Source organism: Cutibacterium sp. KBN10P07758, assembly GCF_050286205.1.
GTDB classification, from domain to species: Bacteria; Actinomycetota; Actinomycetes; order Propionibacteriales; family Propionibacteriaceae; genus Cutibacterium; species Cutibacterium acnes.
This window is the reverse complement of record NZ_JBNNQV010000001.1, coordinates 1-21,834: the sequence shown is the minus strand read 5'-3', so window position 1 is coordinate 21,834 and position 21,834 is coordinate 1. Positions and strand designations below refer to the sequence as shown.

General features: G+C 57.5%; 24 protein-coding genes. 10 read left to right on the top strand and 14 right to left on the bottom strand.

What is annotated here, in order from left to right; genetic code table 11:
* Window positions 1–8: 8 nt before the first annotated feature.
* Together rsmG and ACOYO3_RS00115 are read right to left on the bottom strand one after the other, a co-directional pair.
* Window positions 9–644, bottom strand: coding sequence for a 16S rRNA (guanine(527)-N(7))-methyltransferase RsmG (rsmG, locus tag ACOYO3_RS00120; protein ID WP_002518545.1), 636 nt, complete (start codon window positions 642–644; stop codon window positions 9–11).
* A 436-nt stretch (window positions 645–1,080) separates the two neighbouring features.
* Complete coding sequence (locus ACOYO3_RS00115; RefSeq protein WP_002515808.1) at window positions 1,081–1,281, bottom strand: hypothetical protein; 201 nt, start codon at window positions 1,279–1,281, stop codon at window positions 1,081–1,083.
* Window positions 1,282–1,301: 20 nt separating this feature from the next.
* On the opposite strand from ACOYO3_RS00115, the gene ACOYO3_RS00110 reads away from it, so the two are divergent.
* Together ACOYO3_RS00110 and ACOYO3_RS00105 are read left to right on the top strand one after the other, a co-directional pair.
* Window positions 1,302–1,673 carry a hypothetical protein gene (locus tag ACOYO3_RS00110; RefSeq protein ID WP_002524562.1) on the top strand — a complete coding sequence of 124 codons (372 nt, stop codon included), beginning with the start codon at window positions 1,302–1,304 and terminating at the stop codon, window positions 1,671–1,673.
* 256 nt (window positions 1,674–1,929) lie between these two features.
* Window positions 1,930–2,373, top strand: a complete 444-nt coding sequence (locus ACOYO3_RS00105) for a hypothetical protein (protein WP_002524563.1) — start codon at window positions 1,930–1,932, stop codon at window positions 2,371–2,373.
* Between the two features lie 229 nt (window positions 2,374–2,602).
* Here the strand turns inward: ACOYO3_RS00105 and ACOYO3_RS00100 are convergent, their stop codons facing one another.
* Genes ACOYO3_RS00100 through rpmH form a run of 8 tightly spaced genes read right to left on the bottom strand, consistent with a single transcriptional unit; the run spans window position 2,603 to window position 7,773 of the window.
* A complete protein-coding gene (locus tag ACOYO3_RS00100; protein WP_002517508.1) occupies window positions 2,603–3,631 on the bottom strand; it encodes an alanine racemase in 1,029 nt (342 codons plus the stop codon).
* Between the two features lies 1 nt (window position 3,632).
* Window positions 3,633–4,760, bottom strand: coding sequence for a lipid II:glycine glycyltransferase FemX (locus tag ACOYO3_RS00095; protein ID WP_014167370.1), 1,128 nt, complete (start codon window positions 4,758–4,760; stop codon window positions 3,633–3,635).
* 8 nt (window positions 4,761–4,768) lie between these two features.
* On the bottom strand, window positions 4,769–4,966 hold the full coding sequence (locus ACOYO3_RS00090) for a hypothetical protein (RefSeq protein WP_002515712.1): 198 nt from the start codon (window positions 4,964–4,966) through the stop codon (window positions 4,769–4,771).
* A gap of 3 nt (window positions 4,967–4,969) precedes the next feature.
* Window positions 4,970–5,581, bottom strand: coding sequence for a protein jag (locus ACOYO3_RS00085; RefSeq protein ID WP_002517491.1), 612 nt, complete (start codon window positions 5,579–5,581; stop codon window positions 4,970–4,972).
* A gap of 52 nt (window positions 5,582–5,633) precedes the next feature.
* Window positions 5,634–6,713 carry a membrane protein insertase YidC gene (yidC, locus tag ACOYO3_RS00080; protein WP_002517397.1) on the bottom strand — a complete coding sequence of 360 codons (1,080 nt, stop codon included), beginning with the start codon at window positions 6,711–6,713 and terminating at the stop codon, window positions 5,634–5,636.
* Window positions 6,713–7,189, bottom strand: a complete 477-nt coding sequence (gene yidD, locus ACOYO3_RS00075; protein WP_002522816.1) for a membrane protein insertion efficiency factor YidD — start codon at window positions 7,187–7,189, stop codon at window positions 6,713–6,715. The genes yidC and yidD overlap by 1 nt, the downstream gene beginning before the upstream one ends.
* Complete coding sequence (rnpA, locus tag ACOYO3_RS00070; RefSeq protein ID WP_002517419.1) at window positions 7,186–7,632, bottom strand: ribonuclease P protein component; 447 nt, start codon at window positions 7,630–7,632, stop codon at window positions 7,186–7,188. Before rnpA ends, yidD begins: the two co-directional genes overlap by 4 nt.
* Before the next feature lie 6 nt (window positions 7,633–7,638).
* A complete protein-coding gene (rpmH, locus tag ACOYO3_RS00065; protein WP_002512704.1) occupies window positions 7,639–7,773 on the bottom strand; it encodes a 50S ribosomal protein L34 in 135 nt (44 codons plus the stop codon).
* A gap of 359 nt (window positions 7,774–8,132) precedes the next feature.
* Between rpmH and dnaA the strand changes: the two genes are divergently transcribed.
* The 5 genes from dnaA (at window position 8,133) to ACOYO3_RS00040 (ending at window position 13,885) form a co-directional block, all read left to right on the top strand.
* Window positions 8,133–9,635 carry a chromosomal replication initiator protein DnaA gene (gene dnaA / locus ACOYO3_RS00060; RefSeq protein WP_002525550.1) on the top strand — a complete coding sequence of 501 codons (1,503 nt, stop codon included), beginning with the start codon at window positions 8,133–8,135 and terminating at the stop codon, window positions 9,633–9,635.
* 471 nt (window positions 9,636–10,106) lie between these two features.
* Window positions 10,107–11,267: a DNA polymerase III subunit beta gene (gene dnaN, locus ACOYO3_RS00055; protein ID WP_002517483.1), complete on the top strand. Its 1,161-nt coding sequence runs from the start codon at window positions 10,107–10,109 to the stop codon at window positions 11,265–11,267.
* A 136-nt stretch (window positions 11,268–11,403) separates the two neighbouring features.
* Window positions 11,404–12,057: a DUF6226 family protein gene (locus ACOYO3_RS00050; RefSeq protein WP_002517540.1), complete on the top strand. Its 654-nt coding sequence runs from the start codon at window positions 11,404–11,406 to the stop codon at window positions 12,055–12,057.
* Window positions 12,058–12,093: 36 nt separating this feature from the next.
* Window positions 12,094–13,299, top strand: a complete 1,206-nt coding sequence (gene recF, locus ACOYO3_RS00045) for a DNA replication/repair protein RecF (RefSeq protein ID WP_002518554.1) — start codon at window positions 12,094–12,096, stop codon at window positions 13,297–13,299.
* Complete coding sequence (locus ACOYO3_RS00040; RefSeq protein ID WP_002515904.1) at window positions 13,292–13,885, top strand: DUF721 domain-containing protein; 594 nt, start codon at window positions 13,292–13,294, stop codon at window positions 13,883–13,885. The genes recF and ACOYO3_RS00040 overlap by 8 nt, the downstream gene beginning before the upstream one ends.
* 63 nt (window positions 13,886–13,948) lie before the next feature.
* Here ACOYO3_RS00040 and ACOYO3_RS00035 read toward each other — a convergent pair whose 3' ends face one another.
* Genes ACOYO3_RS00035 through ACOYO3_RS00020 form a run of 4 tightly spaced genes read right to left on the bottom strand, consistent with a single transcriptional unit; the run spans window position 13,949 to window position 15,634 of the window.
* Window positions 13,949–14,467: an ATP-binding cassette domain-containing protein gene (locus tag ACOYO3_RS00035; protein WP_230615389.1), complete on the bottom strand. Its 519-nt coding sequence runs from the start codon at window positions 14,465–14,467 to the stop codon at window positions 13,949–13,951.
* Complete coding sequence (locus ACOYO3_RS00030) at window positions 14,376–15,035, bottom strand: ABC transporter ATP-binding protein (RefSeq protein WP_002524567.1); 660 nt, start codon at window positions 15,033–15,035, stop codon at window positions 14,376–14,378. Before ACOYO3_RS00030 ends, ACOYO3_RS00035 begins: the two co-directional genes overlap by 92 nt.
* Before the next feature lie 12 nt (window positions 15,036–15,047).
* The gene (locus tag ACOYO3_RS00025) at window positions 15,048–15,509 is read right to left on the bottom strand and encodes a hypothetical protein (protein ID WP_002525758.1); all 462 of its coding nucleotides are present in this window, start codon (window positions 15,507–15,509) and stop codon (window positions 15,048–15,050) included.
* Window positions 15,506–15,634, bottom strand: a complete 129-nt coding sequence (locus tag ACOYO3_RS00020) for a hypothetical protein (RefSeq protein WP_002522464.1) — start codon at window positions 15,632–15,634, stop codon at window positions 15,506–15,508. Before ACOYO3_RS00020 ends, ACOYO3_RS00025 begins: the two co-directional genes overlap by 4 nt.
* A gap of 557 nt (window positions 15,635–16,191) precedes the next feature.
* Between ACOYO3_RS00020 and manA the strand changes: the two genes are divergently transcribed.
* From manA to gyrA, 3 genes are all read left to right on the top strand, one after another.
* A complete protein-coding gene (gene manA / locus ACOYO3_RS00015; RefSeq protein WP_002515893.1) occupies window positions 16,192–17,379 on the top strand; it encodes a mannose-6-phosphate isomerase, class I in 1,188 nt (395 codons plus the stop codon).
* Window positions 17,380–17,635: 256 nt separating this feature from the next.
* Entirely contained in the window at window positions 17,636–19,693 is a 2,058-nt protein-coding gene (gene gyrB / locus ACOYO3_RS00010; protein ID WP_002524569.1) for a DNA topoisomerase (ATP-hydrolyzing) subunit B, read from the top strand.
* Between the two features lie 41 nt (window positions 19,694–19,734).
* On the top strand, window positions 19,735–21,834 hold a 2,100-nt coding region (gene gyrA, locus ACOYO3_RS00005), incomplete at its 3' end, for a DNA gyrase subunit A (RefSeq protein WP_427305702.1).

Genomic DNA, 21,834 nt, shown 5'->3' with positions numbered 1-21,834 from the left:
TCACATTTTTACTTACCCGCACGACGTACTCGAACTGCGCGCGTCACGTCGGCGGCCGGATCAGCTCGGATCAGCAGTACTTCAGCAGACAGACGTCGCTTTGAAAGCTCTTTCTTCGCCTTGACGACCTCGTCATCAGCCGATTGCCCCTTCAGAGCCAGAAGACTGCCCGACTCCACGATCAGATCTGCCGTCCAGTTAATCAACGTAGCTAACTTTGCCACGGCACGTGATACAACGACATCAACGTGCAGATCAGCATCCTCGGCTCGGCCACGGACGACGGTCACCCTATCGTCCAAGCCCAACTCGTCAAGTGCTTCAGTCAGAAAATTCGAACGGCGCAGCATCGGCTCAATGAGGGTCATCTCGAGGTCAGGTCGCAGGATAGCTAAAGGAATACCCGGCAATCCGGCTCCGCTTCCAACGTCGGCTACGCGGCAACCCTCAGGTATCAAACTCTCAAGAGCAATACTGTTCAGGATGTGACGCTCCCACAGTCGGCCAATCTCCCGAGGGCCAATTAGACCCCAATCGACCCCGCGTGATACCAATATATCGACATATTGCCGAATCGTTTTATAATTATCCCGATACAGCCTGTCGGCAATAGCATCGTCACTCACCAAGGTCATACCGAACATCCTGCCATGCTTGGCGCCTCACTCCGCCTTTCCTACGTGTATTCACCAGAACTACAGCAGCTAGTCAGCCCCACACACGTCTTCCGAACCATACAGCAGACAGGCCATATCGGGGCACAGGCGCGTGAAATTAAGGGGCGTCTCCCGGCTTACACAGCGGATAGGCTCGAACCACTAGCTTGAGCTCAACTCGAAACAGCCCGGCATTCATCTCAACAGTCCCTTACCACGAGCACCTGGGCGGCACGCTCGCGCCTTCTCGACGCACCAACCATCACAGCCTGACCATGCTCACTTTCCCACGACCGACCAATGCAGGCATTGCCTTACCAACGCACCAGTCGATTCACAACAACCAGAACGCCGAGAGATCTTTTCCCGAACTCAGCACCGTGATCACAACAGCGTCCATCTGGAAGTTCAAGTCAGCTGAACATCAACCGCACGAGTCCAGCGCCGAACATCGGCGCCCGTCCAACATGTCCGTCATCTTGAGGTAGGCGTGCAACAAGACGTCACTATCGACGACGAACGACAGAAGACCGTTAGCGTGATCCGTAGAAGTCTGGTCAGGAGTCGCACCAGGCGTCACCTGGTTGGCAATTTCCCGATAGCCCCGCCAGCCCTGACTTGCCACGGCTGTTGCCTAGCTCCAGTTTGAACCATGCGAACCCCAAGAACATACGAACTCAAGACACAGAATGCGGATCCACGGGAGGAGACATGACCCTCGACAAGAGAGGTCAAACGCAGTCCATAGATTTAGGGATTATCGCCTCATCCAGGAAGTACCGTCCACCATCGAGATACCACCGGTATTCAACTAGTTGTACACACGGGAATTTCAGCAACGTAGTTCTGCGGCGAGACTCCATCGATCTCGCGACATGGCTGAGAACTGGGTTCGCTTCCTCGCGCTCTCAGCAACGCTGCCCGTCTAATATGAGTGAAGAAGACTCAACTTCCTCGCTAGCTCAACTCGACCACGACGACATTCTTCGCATCGCGTTGGGGGACTACCTTCACTGACCTAATCCGATTAACTGATCGCTGACCAGGTTCCATACAAGAGCACCACTACTCCAGCCCGATCCTCAGCCACGGCGCACCAGTTCACAGGATGACTCCTCATGAGAAGCGTTCTTGGTAACCATGAGCTGTCCACCACCGACCACTGGAGTGCTTTCACTGTGGCGGCTCAGTAGGGTCGGTGGGTAAAGCTGGCGGAGGTTCAACGAGTTAGCTCACACGAATCAACGGGTCTAAGGGCAGTCTCTACTGGGATTTGCTGATGATTCTCAACGGCACACCGTCATATGCCTTGACATCACACACGTCCTTTGACGTCACAGGAATACAACAGCTCCCGCGCCACGAGCAATCATTATCACGTCGCCGTTATCACGTCCGATATCACGTCGCCGCACTCACACAACGTGCGAGCTCAACAATCTCAAACGTTAACAGTACTTGCGTACACACAGGATTTCGCCAACTCTACCCGCCTCCGCCAGCACAGAAATTCACAGCGACGGACATCCCTAGTCTACGAAACAACCTCATTACCGACCCTTCACACCATGTACCCACATGCTTCAGGCCCTGTCAGACCGAACTTTCACATGACCCGGTCAGCCCCAACTTCACGTTCCACGTGAAACACATCTTCATCGATTTCTCGTTTTGTCGACATATAGTCCAATATCTATATCCTCCCGTTCAACCGTGACACAGCTCCGAAACCACACTTGCCCAACACATCTCATCCTCGAGGCAACTCACCCAACAGCGGGAGAAGGCAAACATAGGGGTAGGAGACACACAGTCACAGGCTTACACTCCTGCCCGCCAGCCCTACTGACAGACAAACACAGGGATAAGACACACAATCACGGGGAAGAAACATATCGGGCCCTCGAAACCGTCACAAGGCTCGACAGCCACCTCATTTTCCAACTTCACACCAGCGAAATCTCGTCAAAGGTCGCCGTTGTCATGCGTACATTCACCGGCACTTCGTCGCCAACGTGAGTTGGTTCCCCAGGTCCACCCACGAAAACCAAAGACGAATGCATATGCGGTGGTTCAGCGAATACTGCCTTCTTCCCCGCGATAGTAAACGGGCTAATAACCCGTCCCACCATTTGCTGCAGGGCCTCGGCCCCAGGAATCAACCACTGGCGTAGGGACCGAGCTGAGATCGGTGCAGATAACGCGACCCCGTGCGCAGTTCCTCCAGACACTACAACGATGTATCCGTCCGCATGAGTCTTGACACGGTGATAACCCACTGGAGTCCGCTTCGGTAGCCAGCGGACGTCAAGGACAGTCCCTGTTACACGGTAAGCATTGGCATCACCCAACCACAGGCGAGTACCGACCCTCATCCGCACTGGAACATCCAGTTTTTTCGATAACGCGATGTAATCGTCACAGCTGAGATGGGAAAACCAGATACCTCGTGAAGCCAGCGGATGTTGCTTAACAATCCGAGCCATCTCACGGCCCTCGTCCAGAGATGCCCCCGACGGCAAGTGGATAGTCCAGCCTCGCAGGTCAAAACCGTCGAGATCTAAAGCCGCCACCTCGTCGGCCGGAACACCATGTCGATGCATCGACGTCTCGACTTCGACCAAAATCGACGCGCTCGGCGCGAGGTCACGCAACGCAGCAATGTCCTCACGCCGCGAAATCGTCGTAATGACCTTGGGATCATTCAACAGGCCGGCGGCTACTTCGTCGCCAGGGCGCCACGGATTAAGGACGATGACATCTTTGTCCCAACCGTACTGACGGACCGACGCCACCTCTTGGGCTACCCCGACGGCAAGAATGTCGATTCCTAGTCGTTGGGACTCCTGAACCAGCAACTCATGCCCGAAGCCGTATCCGTTCCCCTTCGTAACTGGCACGATTCCGGGGCAGGACTTCGCAAAGGCCGTCAGGTGGTTGCGCCACCGTTGAGCGTCGATAGTGAGTTTAAGCATGTCAGCGTCGTTTCATGTAGAGGTCAAAAGCCTTATAGAGGATCGGGTTGATGGGCTTATCCCACTCACCCGGGATGGCCACTGCCTGGCCACCGCTACCAACCTTAAACTGGATGAGGCCAATCTCGGGGTCGTTAGCACCCACGCCAGCGACGATGCCACGCATGTCGTAAACCGCACATCTAGCCTCATTGGCGGTGCGAATCATGGCCCACTGGATGGCGTTTGAGCCACGCACTTCCCGCTTGGCCGTGGTCGATGCGCCATAGGAATACCAGGCGTGCTCACCGACGGTAACAAAGGTAGTTGCAGCAACAACGTCGCCTTCGTGTTCAGCGAGAAAGACCTTCATACGGCCTTCTTCCTCAGCATTGAGAACATCCCACATATGCTCGAAATATTCCAGCGGGCGACCGGTAAATCCGTCGCGCTCAGCAGTCTCCAGGTAGACCTTATGGAAACGCGCCAGGTCGTCACGGGTGCCAAGTTTCACTTCAACGCCAAATTTGGCAGCTTTTTTGATATTGCGCCGCCACAGCTGATTCATGCCCTTGAGGAGCTCGTCCTCGGATTTCTGAGTGCCGTCCTCGTGGCGCAACGAAAGCTGAAAGTTGAACTGCGGCTGACCAGCAGCAAACCCGTGACCGGTTTCGTCAGTGATCCATCCGCCCTGCTTGAGTACCGACACGACGTGTTCCCCTTCGGGAGTTACGATGTCCGGCTCAACCTCGGTTAACGAGGTGATGTTGTCGTCAGCAATAGCGGTTTTGATGGTTTTGGTTCCCCATATACGGTGCACGACGGCCGGTCCGATACGTACCGCGAAAGCTTGACGCTTCTTGACGTGGGTCACCAGCGCGTCGAAGTGCTCGGCTATATCGTCGCGAGACCAGTCGAGAACCGGCCCCTCCGGCAGATAAGCCAAGTAACGGGGCAGTTTGGGAAGCTTTCGGTAGAGGATCAGTCCAACGCCGGTGAGCTCGTCACCGTCATAGAAACCTACTCGTTCACCCCGCCATTCTGACTTCACCCGTGCCCATGCGGGGGTCTGCAGGAAGGAGGCTGACCCTCGAGCCGCAATGAACTCAAGCATCGTGGAGACGGAAATAGAGCGAGCAGAGATCGGCACTCTTCAAACTATAACGCCGTGATTATCTCGTCTCCAACGAAAACCGCCTCACGTCTAACGACGTTGTCAGCCCAACTTTGCCACTTCTCAACACACCTTGCGGTCGCCATCCGTTGGGCATACGGACGGGGACAGCTAACACCAGACGCGAAGAAGACTGGCACAAAGAGGAGGGCCCGGTTACTCACCGGGCCCTCCTCAATCACTCATCACTGCTCCTGGGTGATAACCACATGGCGCTTAGGCTCGACACCCTCAGATTCACTGACGAGCCCAGCTGCGGCGACCGCATCATGGACGATCTTGCGTTCGAAGGGATTCATCGGGGCAAGATGAGCCGGTTCGCCGGTCTCTTTAACCGATTGAATCGCCTCGGTCGCCAAGACCACGAGATCCTTGCGACGTGACTCCCGATACCCGGCGATGTCAAGCATGAGGCGGGAACGGTGCCCGACCTCAGTCATAACGGCCAGCCGCGACAACTCTTGCAAAGCCTCCAGAACCTTGCCATCTTTGCCAACTAGGGTCTGCGAATCCGTGACGATGGAAACGTGGGCTCGGCCACTTTCCACATAGGTATCGATGTCGCCGTCTAGGTCTGCGATGTCGAGGAGTTCCTCAAGGTAATCGGCTGCGATGTCACCCTCCTCATCTAGAGGGTCGCCGGTCTCCTCGTCATCGTTTTCAGCGCCGTCGCTGTCATTGTCATCGGAATCTTCCGACTCGACGTCGTCAGCCTCAATCTCCTCAGGATCGAGGTTGCAGCAATCCTCGACTTGATCGACGTCGAGCTCCTCACTGCGCTCGCTGCTTTCGCTCATCTGTTACCTCTCAAAAGATCAACTCATGGTTCGGGACAGGCCCCAGGGGTCTTTACTTCTTACGTTGGGCTCGCGTCTGTTTAGCAGGCTGCTGGCGACGGACCACCTGACGACCACCACTGGCATCCTTGCGGACCGTTTGACGGGTCACTCCTTGGCGGGCCACCATCGGCTTCTCACTATCTTCGATAGTGGCTACCGGGGTGGGGGCAACAACTTTGCGACGCCGCTTCTCGCGACGAGCACGCTCGATTTCGTCGGGATCCTTGCCTTTGGCGATCATGCGCTCGCGCCAATCGATGTAGGCCGGGGTATTTGGTGTCGGGTTGTTACGGATAAGGATTTCCTGCTGGCCTAGCGTCCATAGGTTCGAGGTACACCAGTAGAGCATGACGCCGATCGGGAAGCTCACACCACTGAACAGGTACATCAGTGGGAAGAGGTAGATCATCATCTTTTGCTGCTGGGCCATGGGGCCGGTTAGCGATTCCGGAGGCATGTTCTTCCGCATCAGCTGAAGCTGGGTGTAGAACAGCGTCGCCACCATGATGATGATGAGAACAAGAGCGACGACCTGGGTGCCACCGAATCCGTTGTTCATGGGGAGGAACCGACCAGCCAACTCAGCGCCAAAGAACTTGGCATGTTGCAGGGATTCCATCAGGCCAGGGTTTTTAGCGAAGAAGTGACCTCGGGGGATACCACGGGAAGCGCCGTCCAGCACACGAAACAACGCTAGAAAGATTGGCATCTGCAACAACACAGGCAGACAGGACGCCGCCGGGTTGACCCCTTCCTCGCGGTAGAGGTTCATCATCTCCTGGCCGGCACGTTCCCTGTCGTCGCCGTACTTTTCCTGGATGGCTTTCATCTTCGGCTGGATAAGCTGCATCGATCGCGCAGAGTTGATCTGCTTAACGAACAACGGCACCAGCAGCAAACGAATGAAAATCGTCAGACAGACGATGGCTAACGTCCACGAGATACCGGAGTCGCGGCCGAACAGCGGCGACCACAGGTAATGGAAGAGGACGAGCAGGCCGGACACTGCCCAGTACAACGGCACCATGATGGCGTGACCCATCGTGTGCAGGGCGCCGCCCAGGCTAAGTATGACCAGCGGGTTGAGCATCAGTTCTCACCTCGGGTGTGGGAAGGGGTACCCGTGTGGGTACTCCCCGGATCGGTGTATCCGGGGATGGATTTTCGTAGGGCCGGTTCGTGATCCCTGGGATTATCGTCCGTCAGATCGTGAATCGGTTCATTCTTTGAGCGCGCAGTTTCCGGATGGAGTTCACGCCATTGCCTTGCCTCGGGGGTGCCCGGCACTGGGTCGTACCCACCGTGGGACCATGGATTACATCGCAGAATCCGCCAGATGATCATCGGCGTCGCGCGAAAGACCCCGTGCACCTGTAACGCCCGCAGGCCGTACGTCGAACAACTGGGTTGGTACTTACAGACATCCCCGTAGAGCGGCGAGATGAGGGCTCGCCACCCTTTGACAAATCCAATAGCTAGCCAGGTAAGGGGACGAAAACGCCGCACCGTTGCCCATACGCCACCGTCGTCGTTCGGGTGCCGTGAGGGAATCGCCGCAGCTATCATCGCAGTTTCCGCAATGCCTGGTGCCATGCCCCGTCGAGATCCTTGGCAACCCGATCAGGTTGGGTCGCTGCAGCCGGTAGAGCTCGCACGACGACCACGGTGCCATCCTCGAGCTCATCCACGAGAGGACGGCAGAGGTGACGCAGTCGACGTTTGACCCGATTACGTGTCACGGCATTGCCCACGGTCTTGGACACGACAAAACCGACCCGCGGCGTAACGTCAAGGTCAGATCGGGAAGTCGTCGTTGACACTAATGGTTCACCAGAACCACAGTTACCCACAGGTGCTGTGGATAACTCGGTCTTATCAGCTGAGTCGAACCTGAATTGCGCGTGTCGTCCGGCGTGAACGACAAGAGTAGGACGACCCGACCTGACGCCTCCGCGGACCGCGGCACGATAGTCACCGGGACGGTGCATCCGCGACCGGGCAGGCAGCATAAAAACTCAGGCCGACAGGTTGACGCGACCCTTGCGGCGGCGAGCAGCGAGGATGCTGCGACCAGCGCGAGTGCTCATGCGGGAACGGAAGCCGTGGTTACGGGCACGACGACGATTGCTGGGCTGGAAAGTGCGCTTCACGGGGATGTTCTCCCTTGTGTCTTGGGGATCACCCGGGGGATCGACGCGAGCCGGTCCCTCCGGGGCGCCCGGATGGGCGCAGGGGAAGTAGACGCTGAAGACAGCGACTTAACAACTCTACGTTGTCGGAGTCGCTATCGGCAAACTGATGACCCTGCGCCGCCAGACCATCAAGTGACACCCATGAAACCACATTTGTGTAGTCATTTGACCCGCTTGGCAAGCCACTCAAACCGGTTGCGGATGAGCCAAGGACTCACTAGCGTTCAGGGGAGTGGTACATCGTGGGTAGCTTGTCACACCGACTGTGGAAAACTGTGTGGACAACTCTCGACAACTTCTAGAGAACAGGTGGTGGAATGTCCGACACACCGTTCGGCGACGCCGACCACCCTCGTCCCGCGCCGATCCATCCGGATGCTGTATTGCCCCCGCCGATGAGTTCACAGTCGGCTGATAATGATCCCACTGAGGCCCTCAATGAAGCTTGGACCAACATCCTTACGAAGGTTTCGAAACCTAATCGCGCGTGGTTATCCAACACTACCCCGGTGACGATGCACTCTTCTACGGCGATGGTTGCCGTTCCCAACGAATTTGCCCGTGACCGTCTTGAATCAAAGATGCGTTACGAACTAGAAGAACTCCTCTCTGACCATTTTCACAAAGCCATCCACCTAGCCATCACCATCGATCCCGATCTGGAATTGGCTCTTGGTGCTCCTGACCATGAGGACGAGGAAGAAGAGGTTCCACCTGCCCAGTTCGTCCCCAAGGTCACCGTCGGAGTCACTAAACCCTCTGCTCGGCCCACCACCACTATCGACGATGACGAAGGCAACCGACTCAACCCGAAGTACACCTTCGATTCCTTCGTCATCGGTGCATCTAATCGGTTTGCTCACGCCGCCGCAGTCGCGGTTGCCGAGGCCCCTGGAAAGTCGTACAACCCGCTGCTTATCTATGGCGGCTCTGGGCTAGGGAAAACCCACCTGCTGCATGCCATCGGGCGTTACGTCATGTCGTATTACGACAACGTCAAAGTGAAGTACGTCTCTACCGAGGAACTCACCAACGACTTCATCAACGCCATCGGCACCAACCGCACCACGGAGTTCCGTCGCTCTTACCGCGATGTTGACGTCCTGCTAGTTGACGACATCCAGTTTTTGCAGTCGAAGATCCAAACCCAGGAAGAGTTCTTCCACACCTTCAATACTCTTCACAACGCCCAGAAGCAGATCGTCATGACCTCTGACCGGCCGCCTAAGCTGTTGGAGGCCCTTGAGCCGCGTCTGCGCAGCCGGTTTGAATGGGGTCTGCTTACTGACATCCAGCCTCCAGATCTAGAGACTCGCATCGCCATCCTGCGGCGCAAGGTTGCGGCCGAGAAGATCACCGTCGAGCCGGACGTGCTGGAGTTCATCGCTAGCCGTATCCAAACCAATATCCGTGAGCTCGAGGGAGCCCTCATCCGGGTGACGGCTTTTGCCAGCCTCAATCAGCAACCGGTGGATATCTCTCTGGCTGAAGTCGTCCTCAAGGACCTCATCCCGGAAGGTCGCGAGACCCCGGTGACACCAGAGCGCATTATCGCGGAGACCGCCGACTACTTCGACATCTCTGCGGACGATCTTTTAGGCACCTCCCGCGCTCAGACCCTTGTCACAGCCCGACAAATTGCGATGTACCTGTGCCGCGAGCTCACTGACCTCTCGTTGCCCAAGATCGGCGCCGAGTTTGGCGGCAAGGACCACACCACCGTCATGCATGCTGACCGCAAGATTCGCGCCCTCATGGGGGAGCAGCGTCAGATCTTCAATCAGGTCTCTGAGATCACCAACCGCATCAAGCAGTACTGAGCTGAACCGCAGCCTACGGTGACAGCTATACCTGTGTCGTTGAGCTAGGCACAAGCCCGCCCCGTGACACCTATCCCCACACCCATATGTGGAAAACCAGTGGACAGCCAGGGGATAACGGTGGGACAACTTCCTATATCCACAGCCACCCCACCAGCACGCACATCTAGTCCACGTCGTCGTCCACTGCCACAAAACGTTGCTGACAAGGGAGTTTGGCAGTTATCCACAAGTTCCACAGGGGTTACGAGTACGAAGAAAAGACATACATCTCCATCTCTCACAAGTCTGTGGGTGTGGATTTGGGGACAAGGCCTCGCTGCCGCACACCGCTCTAACACGGGAAGAAGATCCACTACCAAGAGAACTCTTGACGTCGACATCACCATGGGCGTGCCAACGGTCGGCAAGCATGGATATGATCAGCATGCAGGCACCATGGAGTGCGAGACGCCAAATCAAGGGGACGCAGTGGAAATCCGTCTGGAACGCGATGTCATGGCCGAAGCTGTCGCCTGGGCTGCTCGCAGTCTGCCGAACCGGCCGACAGTGCCGATTTTGGCTGGACTGCTCGTGCGAGCTGAGGGCGACTCGGTGGTGATGTCGGCCTCCGACAATGAGACCAGCGCACAAATTACCCTTTCCGCTCAGGTTGACGAGCCGGGGGAATCTCTTGTCTCTGGCAAGCTGCTTGCTGATATTGCTCGTAGCTTGCCTAACAAGCCGGTTCAGATCACGACGGACCCCGCCAAGATGGATCTGGTGTGCGGATCTGCTCGCTTTACCCTTCAGGCCCTACCTGTTGATGAGTATCCTGATCTGCCGCAAATGCCTGCAGCAACGGGCACTGTTGACGCCAGTGTTTTCTCCAGGGCTGTCGCTCAGGTCGTCGTGGCTGCTGGTCGTGATGAGCTATTGCCGGTCTTTACGGGTGTGCGCGTCGAAATCAACGGGGAGACCCTCTCGCTGCTGGCTACAGACCGTTACCGGATGGCTCTCAAGGAAATCACCTGGAATCCCAGCGCCACCGACGCTGAGGCTACTGCTTTGGTGCCGGCTAAGGTCATCAATGAAACCGCGCGCTCGATGACCTCTGGCGAGCACGTCACCATGAACCTTTCTTCGGGCGACAGTGGTGAAGGTCTTGTCGGTTTTGAAGGTGACGGGGCCAACGGTGTGCGTCGCATGACCACTCGCTTGCTAAGTGGGGAATTCCCTAAAGTGCGTCACCTCATGGACATCAAGGCCACTCGTTCGGTGCGGGCTCGTACCGATGAGCTCATCAACTCGGTGCGTCGCGTTTCCCTCGTTGCTGAGCGCAACACTCCGCTGCGGATGGTCATTAATGACGACTCGGTCGCCTTGTCAGCGGCCACGGGCGACCAGGCTCAAGCTTCTGAGGCCATTGAGGCTGTTGTTACAAACCACGTTGACGGGGAGCCCACTATTACCGCGGCAGGGTTCAACCCGCATTATCTGTCTGACGCCCTTGGTGCCCTGGATACCCCCTACGTCCACTTCTCTTTCACCGCTCCTGGCAAGCCTTGCCTGGTGACTGGTCTCAATGACTTCGACGGCAAGCCGGAGACGGATTACCGTCACGTCATCATGCTGATGAGATTGCCCTCCTGAGGTAGCTTCGCGTCACGAAGAGTCTTGCTCGATAGCCCCATAAAGCATACTTGTATTGGGCTATAGCACTGCCCTTGATAGGCAAGTGCCATGGGGTGCCAAATGGCCTTGCTAGGGGGATTGCCACACTGGTCCCATGACAACCATCGCTGACGTCAGGACTGGGGTTAACCGCGTCTTCGATGCCCTCGGTGCGCCTTCCTGGTCGAATCCGCACGCTGATCATTCCGTTGCTGCCGAGGAGGAGTACAGCAGGGTCACTGACCCTGAGAGGTACCACGTCCTCATGCTGCGCTTGCAGGCGTGGCAGACGGTTCTTGCGAAACTGTGTGACGTTGACGTCGACACCATGGCCAAAGGTCGGGGCCGGTTGCAGCAGCGGTGGTCAAGCCCTCACAGCGACACGTTGCCTCTGTACGTGTCGGTGGTGACTTTTGACCAGGTTCCTTTTGTCGGGCTGTCCGCCACCTCGGATGCCGATCCCTTCGACATCATCCCGGATTGCGCTTGTGATGCCTGCGACCATGGTTCGGAAGATCTTTTGCGGGTTCTTGACGCGGACTTGGCGGCCGTCGTTGACGGTAGCCTCGTCGTTGTCACTGGGCCGGTGGTCAATGGTGAGCCGACATTCCATCTCGTCGGTACCGGACAGGGCTGCGCGTCGACCTGGGGAGGGGATGAGGTTGGCCCATTAGCCGAGCCGGAAGCCGTTATTGACGCTATTCGCAGTGGGGATGACCCGTTGCTGCCACCTGGATGCACCGTCCTACATGGCAGACCGTGGCTGTGAACATGTCTGTCCGGTAACCTGGCTCGGACGGCCTGAATGTGGTCGGAGGGGGTCCGGATGTTCGTTGAGCGCCTCGAACTGGTTGATTTCCGTTCCTATGTCCGTGCCGATGTCCCCATGGCCGCAGGGGCGACGACCTTCATTGGCTCTAATGGCCAAGGGAAGACGAACCTCGTTGAGGCGGTGGAATACCTTTCAACGTTGTCGTCGCATCGCGTCAGCAATGACACCCCGCTGGTGAGGCTGGGAGCCGACCAGGCGGTCGTACGAGGCCGGGTCCGTGCCGGGACCGACGACGCCCGCAGCTTGCTGCTGGAGGTCGAGATTAATGCGCGACGTGCCAATCGGGCGCGTATTAATCGAGCTCCGTTAACCCGTCCGCGGGACATTCTCGGGGTGTTGAGGACTGTGGTGTTTTCGCCTAATGACCTGGCAGTGGTGCGCGGTGATCCGTCGGATCGTCGAGCGTTCCTCGATGGCCTAGTGGTGACGCGGTGGCCCAGGATGGCCGCGGTGAAGTCTGATTACGAGCGGGTCCTCAAGCAGCGCAACGCCTTACTCAAATCCCTGTCCGGAAAGGGGCGATCGGCGGGAGCTGAGATCGGTGCGACGATGGACATCTGGGACAACGAGCTGGCTACCATCGGTGCTGAACTACTTTCGGCTCGGCTCGATACTCTGTCGGCTGTCATGCCGTTGACTTCGGCCGCCTACCGCGAGATTGCCCCAGTGAATGACCTCACCACTGCGTCGTATAAGTCCACGATCGATCTTGAGGGTCTGTGGTCGCCTCCGCAAGAAAGGGAGAGTTCCACACCGATCGACCGCAAGGAGCTCGCAAACCGATTTCTGGACACTTTGGCGAAACGACGTGCTGACGAGCTCATCCGGGGCGTTACCCTCGTCGGCCCGCAACGTGACGACATCATCTTGCATATCGGAGAAATGCCGGCTAAAGGGTATGCCTCCCACGGCGAATCATGGTCGTTGGCTCTGGCTTTGAGATTGGGGTCTTTCCAGCTTCTGCGTGATGACGGTATTGAACCCGTTCTCGTGCTTGATGATGTTTTCGCTGAGCTTGACGCGACGCGTCGAGACCGACTGGCATCGTCGGTAGTGCAGGCTGATCAGGTGCTAGTGACGGCCGCGGTAGCCTCGGATGTTCCCGAGATTCTGCGCGGGGAGAGGTTCGACGTCGGGGGTGGTCAGGTGCTGGCCTATGAGGGGAATAACGATGACTGACGGCCTTGACGAAGGTCCGACCGAGGAAGATCGTCGCCTGGCGGCTGATCATGATGACGAGGGTGTCGACGTTGCCCTGGCTATTGCTCGAGCCGCTCGTGGTGAACCGGCAGGAACCCCGCGTCATGACGATGATGGCGAGGTTTTGCTGCCGCCACCTCGACGTTCCGCTGCGAGGAAACGTCGTCGTCGCCCCAGTACCCCATCATGGTCCGGTCCTAAGGCTGATGGTCGCGATCCGATGGCCCTTGGCGACGCTTTCACCCATCTAGTGCAATCTAAGGGATGGGGTCGTCAGGTCAATCTACATCTGGTGCTTTCGCGCTGGCCCGAACTGGTTGGTCCGACGAATGCGGAACATTCGCGCCCGGTTAAGTACCAGGGCACAGTGCTGACAGTTCGGACCGAGGCGACGGTGTGGGCGACGTCTTTGCGCACCATTGCGCCTCAGCTGGTGGCCGAGCTCAATCGTCGTCTGGGGGAGGGGACCGTTACTAGGGTCGTTATTGAGGGGCCAAGTGCTCCCAGTTGGAAGCATGGGCCTCGGTCGGTACCGGGAAGAGGGCCGCGAGATACCTACGGATGAGGTGGAAGTCCAGTCATGTTGACTGAGTAGTCACGGTCAACATGACTGGACTTCGTCCATGGTCTACTGCCTTTCCCAAAGTCTGTTGAAAACTCCATCATCGTTAACCAACTCTGCTAGTGGGCCACGTTCAGTAAGCTGTCCGGACTCCAAGACGATGATCTCGTCCGCCGTTGCCAACGTCTTCAACTTATGCGACACGATGATCAAGATGCTGTCTGACGCAACCTGTTGAATCACCGCCATGGACCGCTCCTCAGAAATGCTATCCATGGCGGACGTAGCCTCGTCTAAGATGATGAGCGGCTTAGGGTGAATGAGGATCCTGGCAATGGCGAGCTGCTGTCGCTCACCCCCAGATACCATGGAACCTCTTTCCCCGACCTCGCTATCGAGTCCTCTACCACGTTCTAAAAATTCACCGAGCCCAAGGGTGTTCAATACCTCTAGGGCACGTTTGTCGTCCTGGGTATCTTGCAGCAGCAGGTTTTCACGAATTGTGCCATCGAATACGGGTGGATCCTGGGATACGTACGCCACAGATTCGTAGAACTGGTTCAGGTCTAGATCGCGCGTGCTGATACCGTTGACGCGAACGTCTCCGATGGTCGGTCGCAAAAGCCCCAGCATCAGACGGCATGCCGCCCCCAGTAAGTCCCTCATCATTAGGCAAGAGAAGAAATTGCTCGAGCCGTTCCAGCGATACCCTGTCGAGCTTGTACTGTACGTAAAGGACATTCAGGATCGTGATTGGGTTGTATACCCGGTCCATATAAAGCAATAGAGCCACGAGACCACCGACGCTTAAACTCAACTTTCCGAACGAAAACAAAACAATGGTGGCAATTTTGGCTATGATTATGAGGAGTGCAAAGAAGGCGAAGAAAAATTCGTGAGTCGCCACTACTTTGGCGCTGCGGTTGGTGTTTTCGGAACATAAACGACGAGTCTTAGCCAGCTCTCGGCTACCCAGACCCAGGATCCTCACGGAGACGAACTCCATGATTATGCGGCTTATACTCCGGTTGATGAGCTCGTCGTCGACCACCGCGTTTCGCTTTAGTGCGTAGAGGCGGCGTAGCATGAGGTTAGTGGTAGCCAGCAGGACAACGTAACCCAGAAGAACCGCCAGAGCGATCCTGAAATCCATCCGTGAGATGAACTACAAGCCGAAAATGATATCTGGAAGCACTTCACGCAGCGCCCGCAGCCAGAAATCGCAGATCATCTGCCGCCCCGCGCTGGCCCCCGCCTCAATTCTCTGCAATAGAGCACCGGTACCGTAGGATTTTGCAGATGAGAAGTCGACCAACGTGGCCTTCTTCATAGCTTCTAATTTGAAGTGATAATAAATCCCCTGTCTGAGTTTAGTCTTAGGGATCTCGTCCAAATATGCAATTACACAGGCGTCAACGGTCAAGCCGCCGTAGACTGCAACTGTCATGACGCTTACATGATTATGAGATACTTGGTCCAGCACGGCTTGGAACCTATTTAAACCGAGGTTCTCCATGAAGGACCTCATCACCCCCAGAACCATGCAGACGGTGAAGAGTCGCCCTGAAGCCGACACGGCGTTCGCCAAAGAGCCGGATAGGCTCTTCCCTATTACCTGCTTTCTCACGACTGTCGCACCAAGCCCAAGAATCGGTCAGCGAGCGGGTCCTCAAGCCCCTCCCTCGAAGGATCCTCAACGGACAGTCGCAAGAGTGCACGCACTCCTTCTTGGGCCGTCTCCCGGTCGGTCATCTTGTCATTTTTGTCATCCCTTGAAGGACACCTCTACCCGAGCCTTTCATCGTCATACATTAAAACCTGTTGCCTTAGGCTCAGGTTGAATCCGTAAGATTGTACGGCAGGTGCGATAGATCTCGCTCTATTGAGGAGAGTTGCCCCATCAATACCTTGGCATACCTGGGATTACGAGCCGAGGCTATGACGCGGCAGAGGTTGGGGTAATCGTGTGGACGTAGCCTTGTTATGGTCACAGGTATCTAGGTGGTAACTCGTGAGACCTAGGACCTCTGTGGCGAATGGCTTTTGGCAGTGTACAGAGTGTCTCATGGGGTGACGAGGATGCAGAATTTCGGTGGATGTGTCCTCTTGATCGAGGTGTGATCTACATCGATCAAAAATTGGAGTTGTCATGAGGAAGACAGTGTTTTTCGTCGGTTCCTTGGTTACTGTGTCAGTCTTGTTGATCCCATTAAGTACTTCGCGTCGTCGTGGAAGTCGTGGTACTCACAATCGTCGGGACTGTCCTCACCTAGGTGACTCGAGCCCAACCAACGTGATGAAATCTAACCATGCGTGCACTGACAGGACAGGTCCAGCATTACGACTGGGGATCCGCTGACGCCATTCCCGCCATCCTTGGGACTAGACCCGATGGCACCCCGTGGGCCGAGTACTGGCTGGGAGCCCACCCCAAAGCTCCATCGGCCCTACCGGACGGCACACCTCTGGATCAGTGGTTGACACATCACCCCGACGAGCTGGGAGCTGGGAGCCGCGAGGCCTTCGGTGACCGTCTGCCTTTTTTGCTGAAAATCCTGTCTGCCAATCATGCCCTGAGTATCCAGGCTCACCCTTCACGGGAACAGGCCGAGAAGGGGTTCGCCGCCGAGAACGAAGCAGGGGTTCCCCTTGATGCCCCCAACCGTATCTTTCGTGACGACTGGCCCAAGCCCGAGATGATCGTCGCCCTTACTGATTTCGATGCCCTGTGTGGGTTCCGCGATCCATCCTCGTCCCTGGTATTGCTATCGGGTCTGGGTGAAGTCGATGGACTGAACGAGGTGCTGACACCACTGAGCCAAAACGATGGCCTGGCCACGCTCGTGGCGGCAGTGCTGTCAGGTGACGACGATGTGACTCCGGTCGTCAAAAGGGTCGTGTCTGCCTCTCGCGCCTACCTCAATGACGGTGCAGATGAAGACGTCCGCAGCCTAGCCACCACCGCCGTCGAGCTGTGGGAGGACCATCCCGGAGACCCGTCCATTCTTGTCGCTCTGCTGATGAACCGGGTGCGATTGGCTCCCGGTCAGCAAATTCACCTGTGCGCCGGAAGTATGCACGCCTATCTTGGTGGCACTGGTGTGGAAATTATGGCTAATTCTGACAATGTTTTGCGTGGTGGTCTGACGAGCAAGTACATCGACGTCAAGGCCTTATTAGACCACGCCAACATGACTCCTGAGCCGTGCGTTGGTGAGTATGCTCAGCAAATATCTCCAGGAGTCGGCGTGTATCACACTACGTTCCCGGAATTCCGGCTTTGGGGGCTTGAAGGGCACAATGATGTCCTCGACCTTCCTGCTACCGAACTAGGGCGAATTCTTCTTGTAACAGAGGGCCAGTTAGTGGCCCACTGCGGTACTGACGATTGCGAATTAAGCCGTGGCCAATCCGTCTGGTTGCCTGCCGGGGACGAGGTGAAAGTGACTGGTCAAGGACGTGGATTCCTGGCAAGTGCTGGGGTAGGGGACTCCTGAATGGAAGGTGGCATAACGCTGCTGACGTCGTGACCCCCCACTCGGTACCGGTAGTCGGGTGAGGGGGTCGAATCGCTCACAGGCCCCCTCAACGTCCATCTCGCGGGTTCGGGTGTTCAGTGCCGCGCGGGCTTGCGGTAGTATCGGATCGTTGGGCTCCCCGCTAGTTCATGACATCCGACGGGGACGCCAGACCCGGAGGTCACCGTGACCTCTATAGAGACACAGGAGCGCATTGCCCGTGAGCCAGCCCGAGATGCCCGAGTCCGTGACCGACGGGGACACCCCCGAGGACCTTCTCATTGATGCTACCGATCATCCTGATGGTCTGGACTCAGAGCTTCCCCCGACGGCCGTCGACGGTTCCTACGATGCCGGTCAAATCACCGTCTTAGAAGGCTTGGAGGCCGTTCGTAAGCGTCCCGGCATGTATATCGGCTCTACTGGGGAGCGCGGGTTGCATCACTGCGTCTATGAGATTGTCGATAACTCCGTCGACGAGGCGATGGCCGGTTATTGCGACACCATCCAGGTTGAGTTACTCGACGATAACTGGTGCCAGGTTACCGATAACGGGCGAGGGATTCCCGTCAAGGAGCACCCCGTCGAACACATCCCTACCGTCACTTTGGTACTGACCAAGCTGCACGCCGGCGGTAAGTTCGGCAACGGCGGTTACAAGGTCTCCGGTGGTCTACACGGCGTCGGCTCCTCGGTTGTTAATGCTCTAGCGGCCCACTTCATCGTCGAGGTCCGACGAGACGGCTACCACTGGCTTCAGTCCTTCAGCCTCGGTGAGCCTGACGGTCCGCTGGAGCAGTTTGAGGCACTCGGCCCCGACGATCACGAAGGCACCACGGTGCGTTTCCAGCCCTCCGACGAGATCTTCGATGCCATCGTTTTCGACTACCAAACCTTGTCGAACCGTTTCCGTGAAATGGCCTTCCTTAATAAGGGTCTGCGTATCGTGCTCACCGACCGCCGTGCCGACCACGCTGATGAGGACGGCAACCCGGTTCACGAGGACTTCCTCTATAAGGAGGGGCTTAAGGACTACGTCCGATTCCTCACGGGGACCCGCGACGTCATCAACCCCACCATCATCTCCTTGGAGTCCCACCGTCCCGAGGAGGGTATGGGTTTGGAGATTGCGATGCAGTGGAACACCTCGTACGCCACCAGCGTCCACACTTTCGCCAACGCCATCAACACCATCGAGGGCGGAGCTCACGAGGAAGGCTTCCGTGCCGCTCTCACCAACACCGTTAATCGGTGGGGTGAGACTTGGGGACTCATCAAGAAGCGTGAGGATCGCGTTTCCGGTGACGACATCCGCGAGGGCCTGACAGCCGTCGTCTCCATCAAGCTCACCGAGCCGCAGTTCGAGGGCCAGACAAAGACCAAACTCGGCAACGCCGAGGCCAAATCTTTCGTCCAAAAAGCCCTTAATGAGAAGCTCTCGGACTGGTTCGAGGAGAATCCCAATGAGGGCAAGAGCATCGTCCGAAAGTCACAAGCCGCTGCCCAGGCTCGCGTAGCCGCTCGCAAGGCCCGCGATCTGGCCCGTAACCGGAAAGGCCTGCTGGGGTCGACGTCACTGCCCGGCAAACTCAAGGACTGCTCCTCAACCAGCCCGGAAGAGTGCGAGATCTTCATTGTGGAGGGCGACTCCGCTGGTGGTTCGGCCTCTCAGGGCCGTGATCCACGTATTCAGGCGATCCTGCCGTTGCGAGGAAAGATCCTCAATGTTGAAAAAGCCCGCCTCGACCGCGCGTTGGGTTCGGAAACTATTGAGTCGATCATTAACGCGTTAGGAACCGGCGTCCACGAGGACTTCGATCTGGACAAACTGCGTTACCACAAGATCATCCTCATGGCGGACGCCGACGTTGACGGCGCTCATATCCGCACCCTGCTACTGACCCTGCTGTTCCGGTTCATGCGTCCGGTCATTGACGCTGGCCACGTCTACCTGGCACAGCCCCCGCTGTTCCGACTGCGGTGGACGAACTCCCCGCACGAGCTCGCCTACTCCGACGAAGAGCGCGACCTGCTGCGCGAAGACGGTCTGACCCACGGCAAGAAGCTGCCCCAAGTTAACCCGATCCAGCGGTACAAAGGTCTGGGCGAGATGGACGCCGAAGACCTGTGGGACACCACCATGGACCCCGACAAGCGTCTGCTGCTCCAGGTGACCCTTGAAGACGCCGCGCTGGCCGACCAGATGTTCTCCATCCTCATGGGTGAGGACGTCGAACAGCGCCGATCGTTCATTCAGCGCAATGCCAAGGACGTCCGCTTCCTCGACATCTGAGCACCCATTCCCTCATCCCCTGATTATTCAAAGGACACTCCATGGCTGACGACGAGAAGCCCGACGAGCAGAACCAGGCCGACCGTCAAGGATTGGTGACCGGCCGTCACGTCGGAATCCAGCCGGTCGAGATTCGTGACGAGATCCAGAACGCGTACCTCGACTACGCGATGAGCGTCATCGTCGGGCGTGCCCTGCCCGATGTGCGCGACGGCCTCAAACCGGTACACCGTCGGGTCATCTACGCGATGTACGACGGCGGTTACCGCCCCGACCGCGGCTGGAACAAGTGCTCCCGCGTCGTCGGTGACGTCATGGGTAAGTACCACCCTCACGGCGACTCGGCCATTTACGACACCTTGGTGCGTCTGGCTCAGCCATGGGCCATGCGATACAAGCTTGTCCAGGGTCAGGGTAACTTCGGGTCCCAGGGCAACGACGGTGCGGCTGCCATGCGATACACCGAGTGCAAGATGGCGCCGCTGGCCATGGAGATGGTGCGCGACATCGACCAGGACACTGTCGATTTCCAGCCCAACTATGACAACAAGGAGACCGAACCGGTCGTCTTGCCGTCGAGGTTCCCCAACCTGCTTGTCAATGGTTCTTCAGGTATCGCGGTGGGCATGGCCACCAACATCCCGACCCATAATCTGCGCGAGGTCAACGAGGCCGTGCAGTGGTCTTTGGCTCACCCCAATGCTTCCCACGAGGAACTGCTCGAGGCGTGCATGGAGCGCATTAAGGGTCCGGATTTCCCCGGCGGCGCCCTCATTGTGGGTCGGCAGGGCATCGAGGACGCCTACCGCACCGGCCGCGGTTCGGTGACGATGCGTGCCGTCATCGACATGGAAGAGGACAAGAAGGGACGCCAGTGCCTGGTCGTCACCGAGTTGCCTTATATGTGCAACCCGGACAACCTCGCCACCAAGATCGCCGACCTGGTGAACTCCGGTCGCATCAACGGTATCGCCGACATCCGTGACGACTCCTCAGCCCGTACTGGTCAGCGTTTAGTCATCGTCCTCAAGCGTGACGCTCAGCCGCGTGTCGTCATGAACAACCTGTACAAGCACACGGCTTTGCAGGACACCTTCGGCTGCAACATGCTGGCTCTGGTGGACAACGTGCCGCGCACCTTGCGTCTGGACCAATTCATCAGCTACTGGATTGACCACCAGATGGAGGTCATCCGCAGGCGTACCGAGTACCGCCTGGCTCAGGCCGAAAAAGACGCCCACATCCAGCGGGCTCTCGTCAAGGCCCTCGATATGCTCGACGAGGTCATCGCGCTCATCCGTCGCTCCCCGAACACTGAGGCCGCCAGCACCGGCCTACAGGAACTGCTTGATATCGACGAGATTCAGGCTCGCGCCATCCTCGATATGCAGTTGCGTCGTCTAGCTGCCCTGGAGCGTCAAAAGATCATCGACCGACTTGAAGAACTCGAGCGCCTCATCGCTGATTACAAAGCAATTCTGGCTAGCGAGGACCGCCAGCGCGAGATCATCTCTACCGAGCTTGCCGAGATCGTCGATAAGTATGGTGACGAGCGTCGCACCCGCATTATCGCCGCCGATGGGGACTTTTCCGAGGAAGACTTCATCCCCGACGATGACGTCGTCGTCACCATTACCCGGGGCGGCTACGCCAAGCGCACCCGCACTGACCTGTACCGGGTCCAGAAACGCGGTGGCAAGGGTGTTCGCGGCGCCAGCCTGCGCGCTGACGACGAGGTGGCACAGCTATTCACTACCACGAACCACCAGTGGATCCTCTTCTTCACAAATATGGGTCGGGTGTATCGCACCAAGGTATGGCAGCTGCCGGAGGCTGGTCGTGACGCCAGGGGGGGTCACGTCGCTGGGTTGCTGAGCTTCCTGCCCGACGAGAAGATCGCCCAAGTCATGACCCTACGGTCCTACGACGGCGCCGAGTACCTCCTCCTGGCCACTCGTAAGGGTATGGTCAAGAAGACGGCGCTCAAGGCTTATGACTCGTCTCGTCAGGCCGGCGTTATCGCCGTTAATTTCCGTACCGAGGACGATGAGCTCATCGGCGCCGAGCAGTGCTCCGCCGCTGACGACGTGCTGCTTATCAGCCGTAAGGGGCAAGCGATCCGGTTCTCTGCCGGCGACGAC

Excerpts from the sequence above, each read along its gene's own strand:
- ACOYO3_RS00040 (WP_002515904.1), top strand. The coding sequence starts at position 13,292 with ATGACTGACGGCCTTGACGAAGGTCCGACCGAGGAAGATCGTCGCCTG.
- rsmG (WP_002518545.1), bottom strand. The coding sequence starts at position 644 with ATGTTCGGTATGACCTTGGTGAGTGACGATGCTATTGCCGACAGGCTG.
- ACOYO3_RS00100 (WP_002517508.1), bottom strand. The coding sequence starts at position 3,631 with ATGCTTAAACTCACTATCGACGCTCAACGGTGGCGCAACCACCTGACG.
- dnaA (WP_002525550.1), top strand. The coding sequence starts at position 8,133 with ATGTCCGACACACCGTTCGGCGACGCCGACCACCCTCGTCCCGCGCCG.
- rnpA (WP_002517419.1), bottom strand. The coding sequence starts at position 7,632 with ATGCTGCCTGCCCGGTCGCGGATGCACCGTCCCGGTGACTATCGTGCC.
- ACOYO3_RS00020 (WP_002522464.1), bottom strand. The coding sequence starts at position 15,634 with ATGACCGACCGGGAGACGGCCCAAGAAGGAGTGCGTGCACTCTTGCGA.
- ACOYO3_RS00050 (WP_002517540.1), top strand. The coding sequence starts at position 11,404 with ATGACAACCATCGCTGACGTCAGGACTGGGGTTAACCGCGTCTTCGAT.
- yidD (WP_002522816.1), bottom strand. The coding sequence starts at position 7,189 with ATGATAGCTGCGGCGATTCCCTCACGGCACCCGAACGACGACGGTGGC.
- manA (WP_002515893.1), top strand. The coding sequence starts at position 16,192 with ATGCGTGCACTGACAGGACAGGTCCAGCATTACGACTGGGGATCCGCT.
- recF (WP_002518554.1), top strand. The coding sequence starts at position 12,094 with ATGTGGTCGGAGGGGGTCCGGATGTTCGTTGAGCGCCTCGAACTGGTT.
- ACOYO3_RS00030 (WP_002524567.1), bottom strand. The coding sequence starts at position 15,035 with ATGGATTTCAGGATCGCTCTGGCGGTTCTTCTGGGTTACGTTGTCCTG.
- gyrB (WP_002524569.1), top strand. The coding sequence starts at position 17,636 with ATGCCCGAGTCCGTGACCGACGGGGACACCCCCGAGGACCTTCTCATT.
- ACOYO3_RS00085 (WP_002517491.1), bottom strand. The coding sequence starts at position 5,581 with ATGAGCGAAAGCAGCGAGCGCAGTGAGGAGCTCGACGTCGATCAAGTC.
- yidC (WP_002517397.1), bottom strand. The coding sequence starts at position 6,713 with ATGCTCAACCCGCTGGTCATACTTAGCCTGGGCGGCGCCCTGCACACG.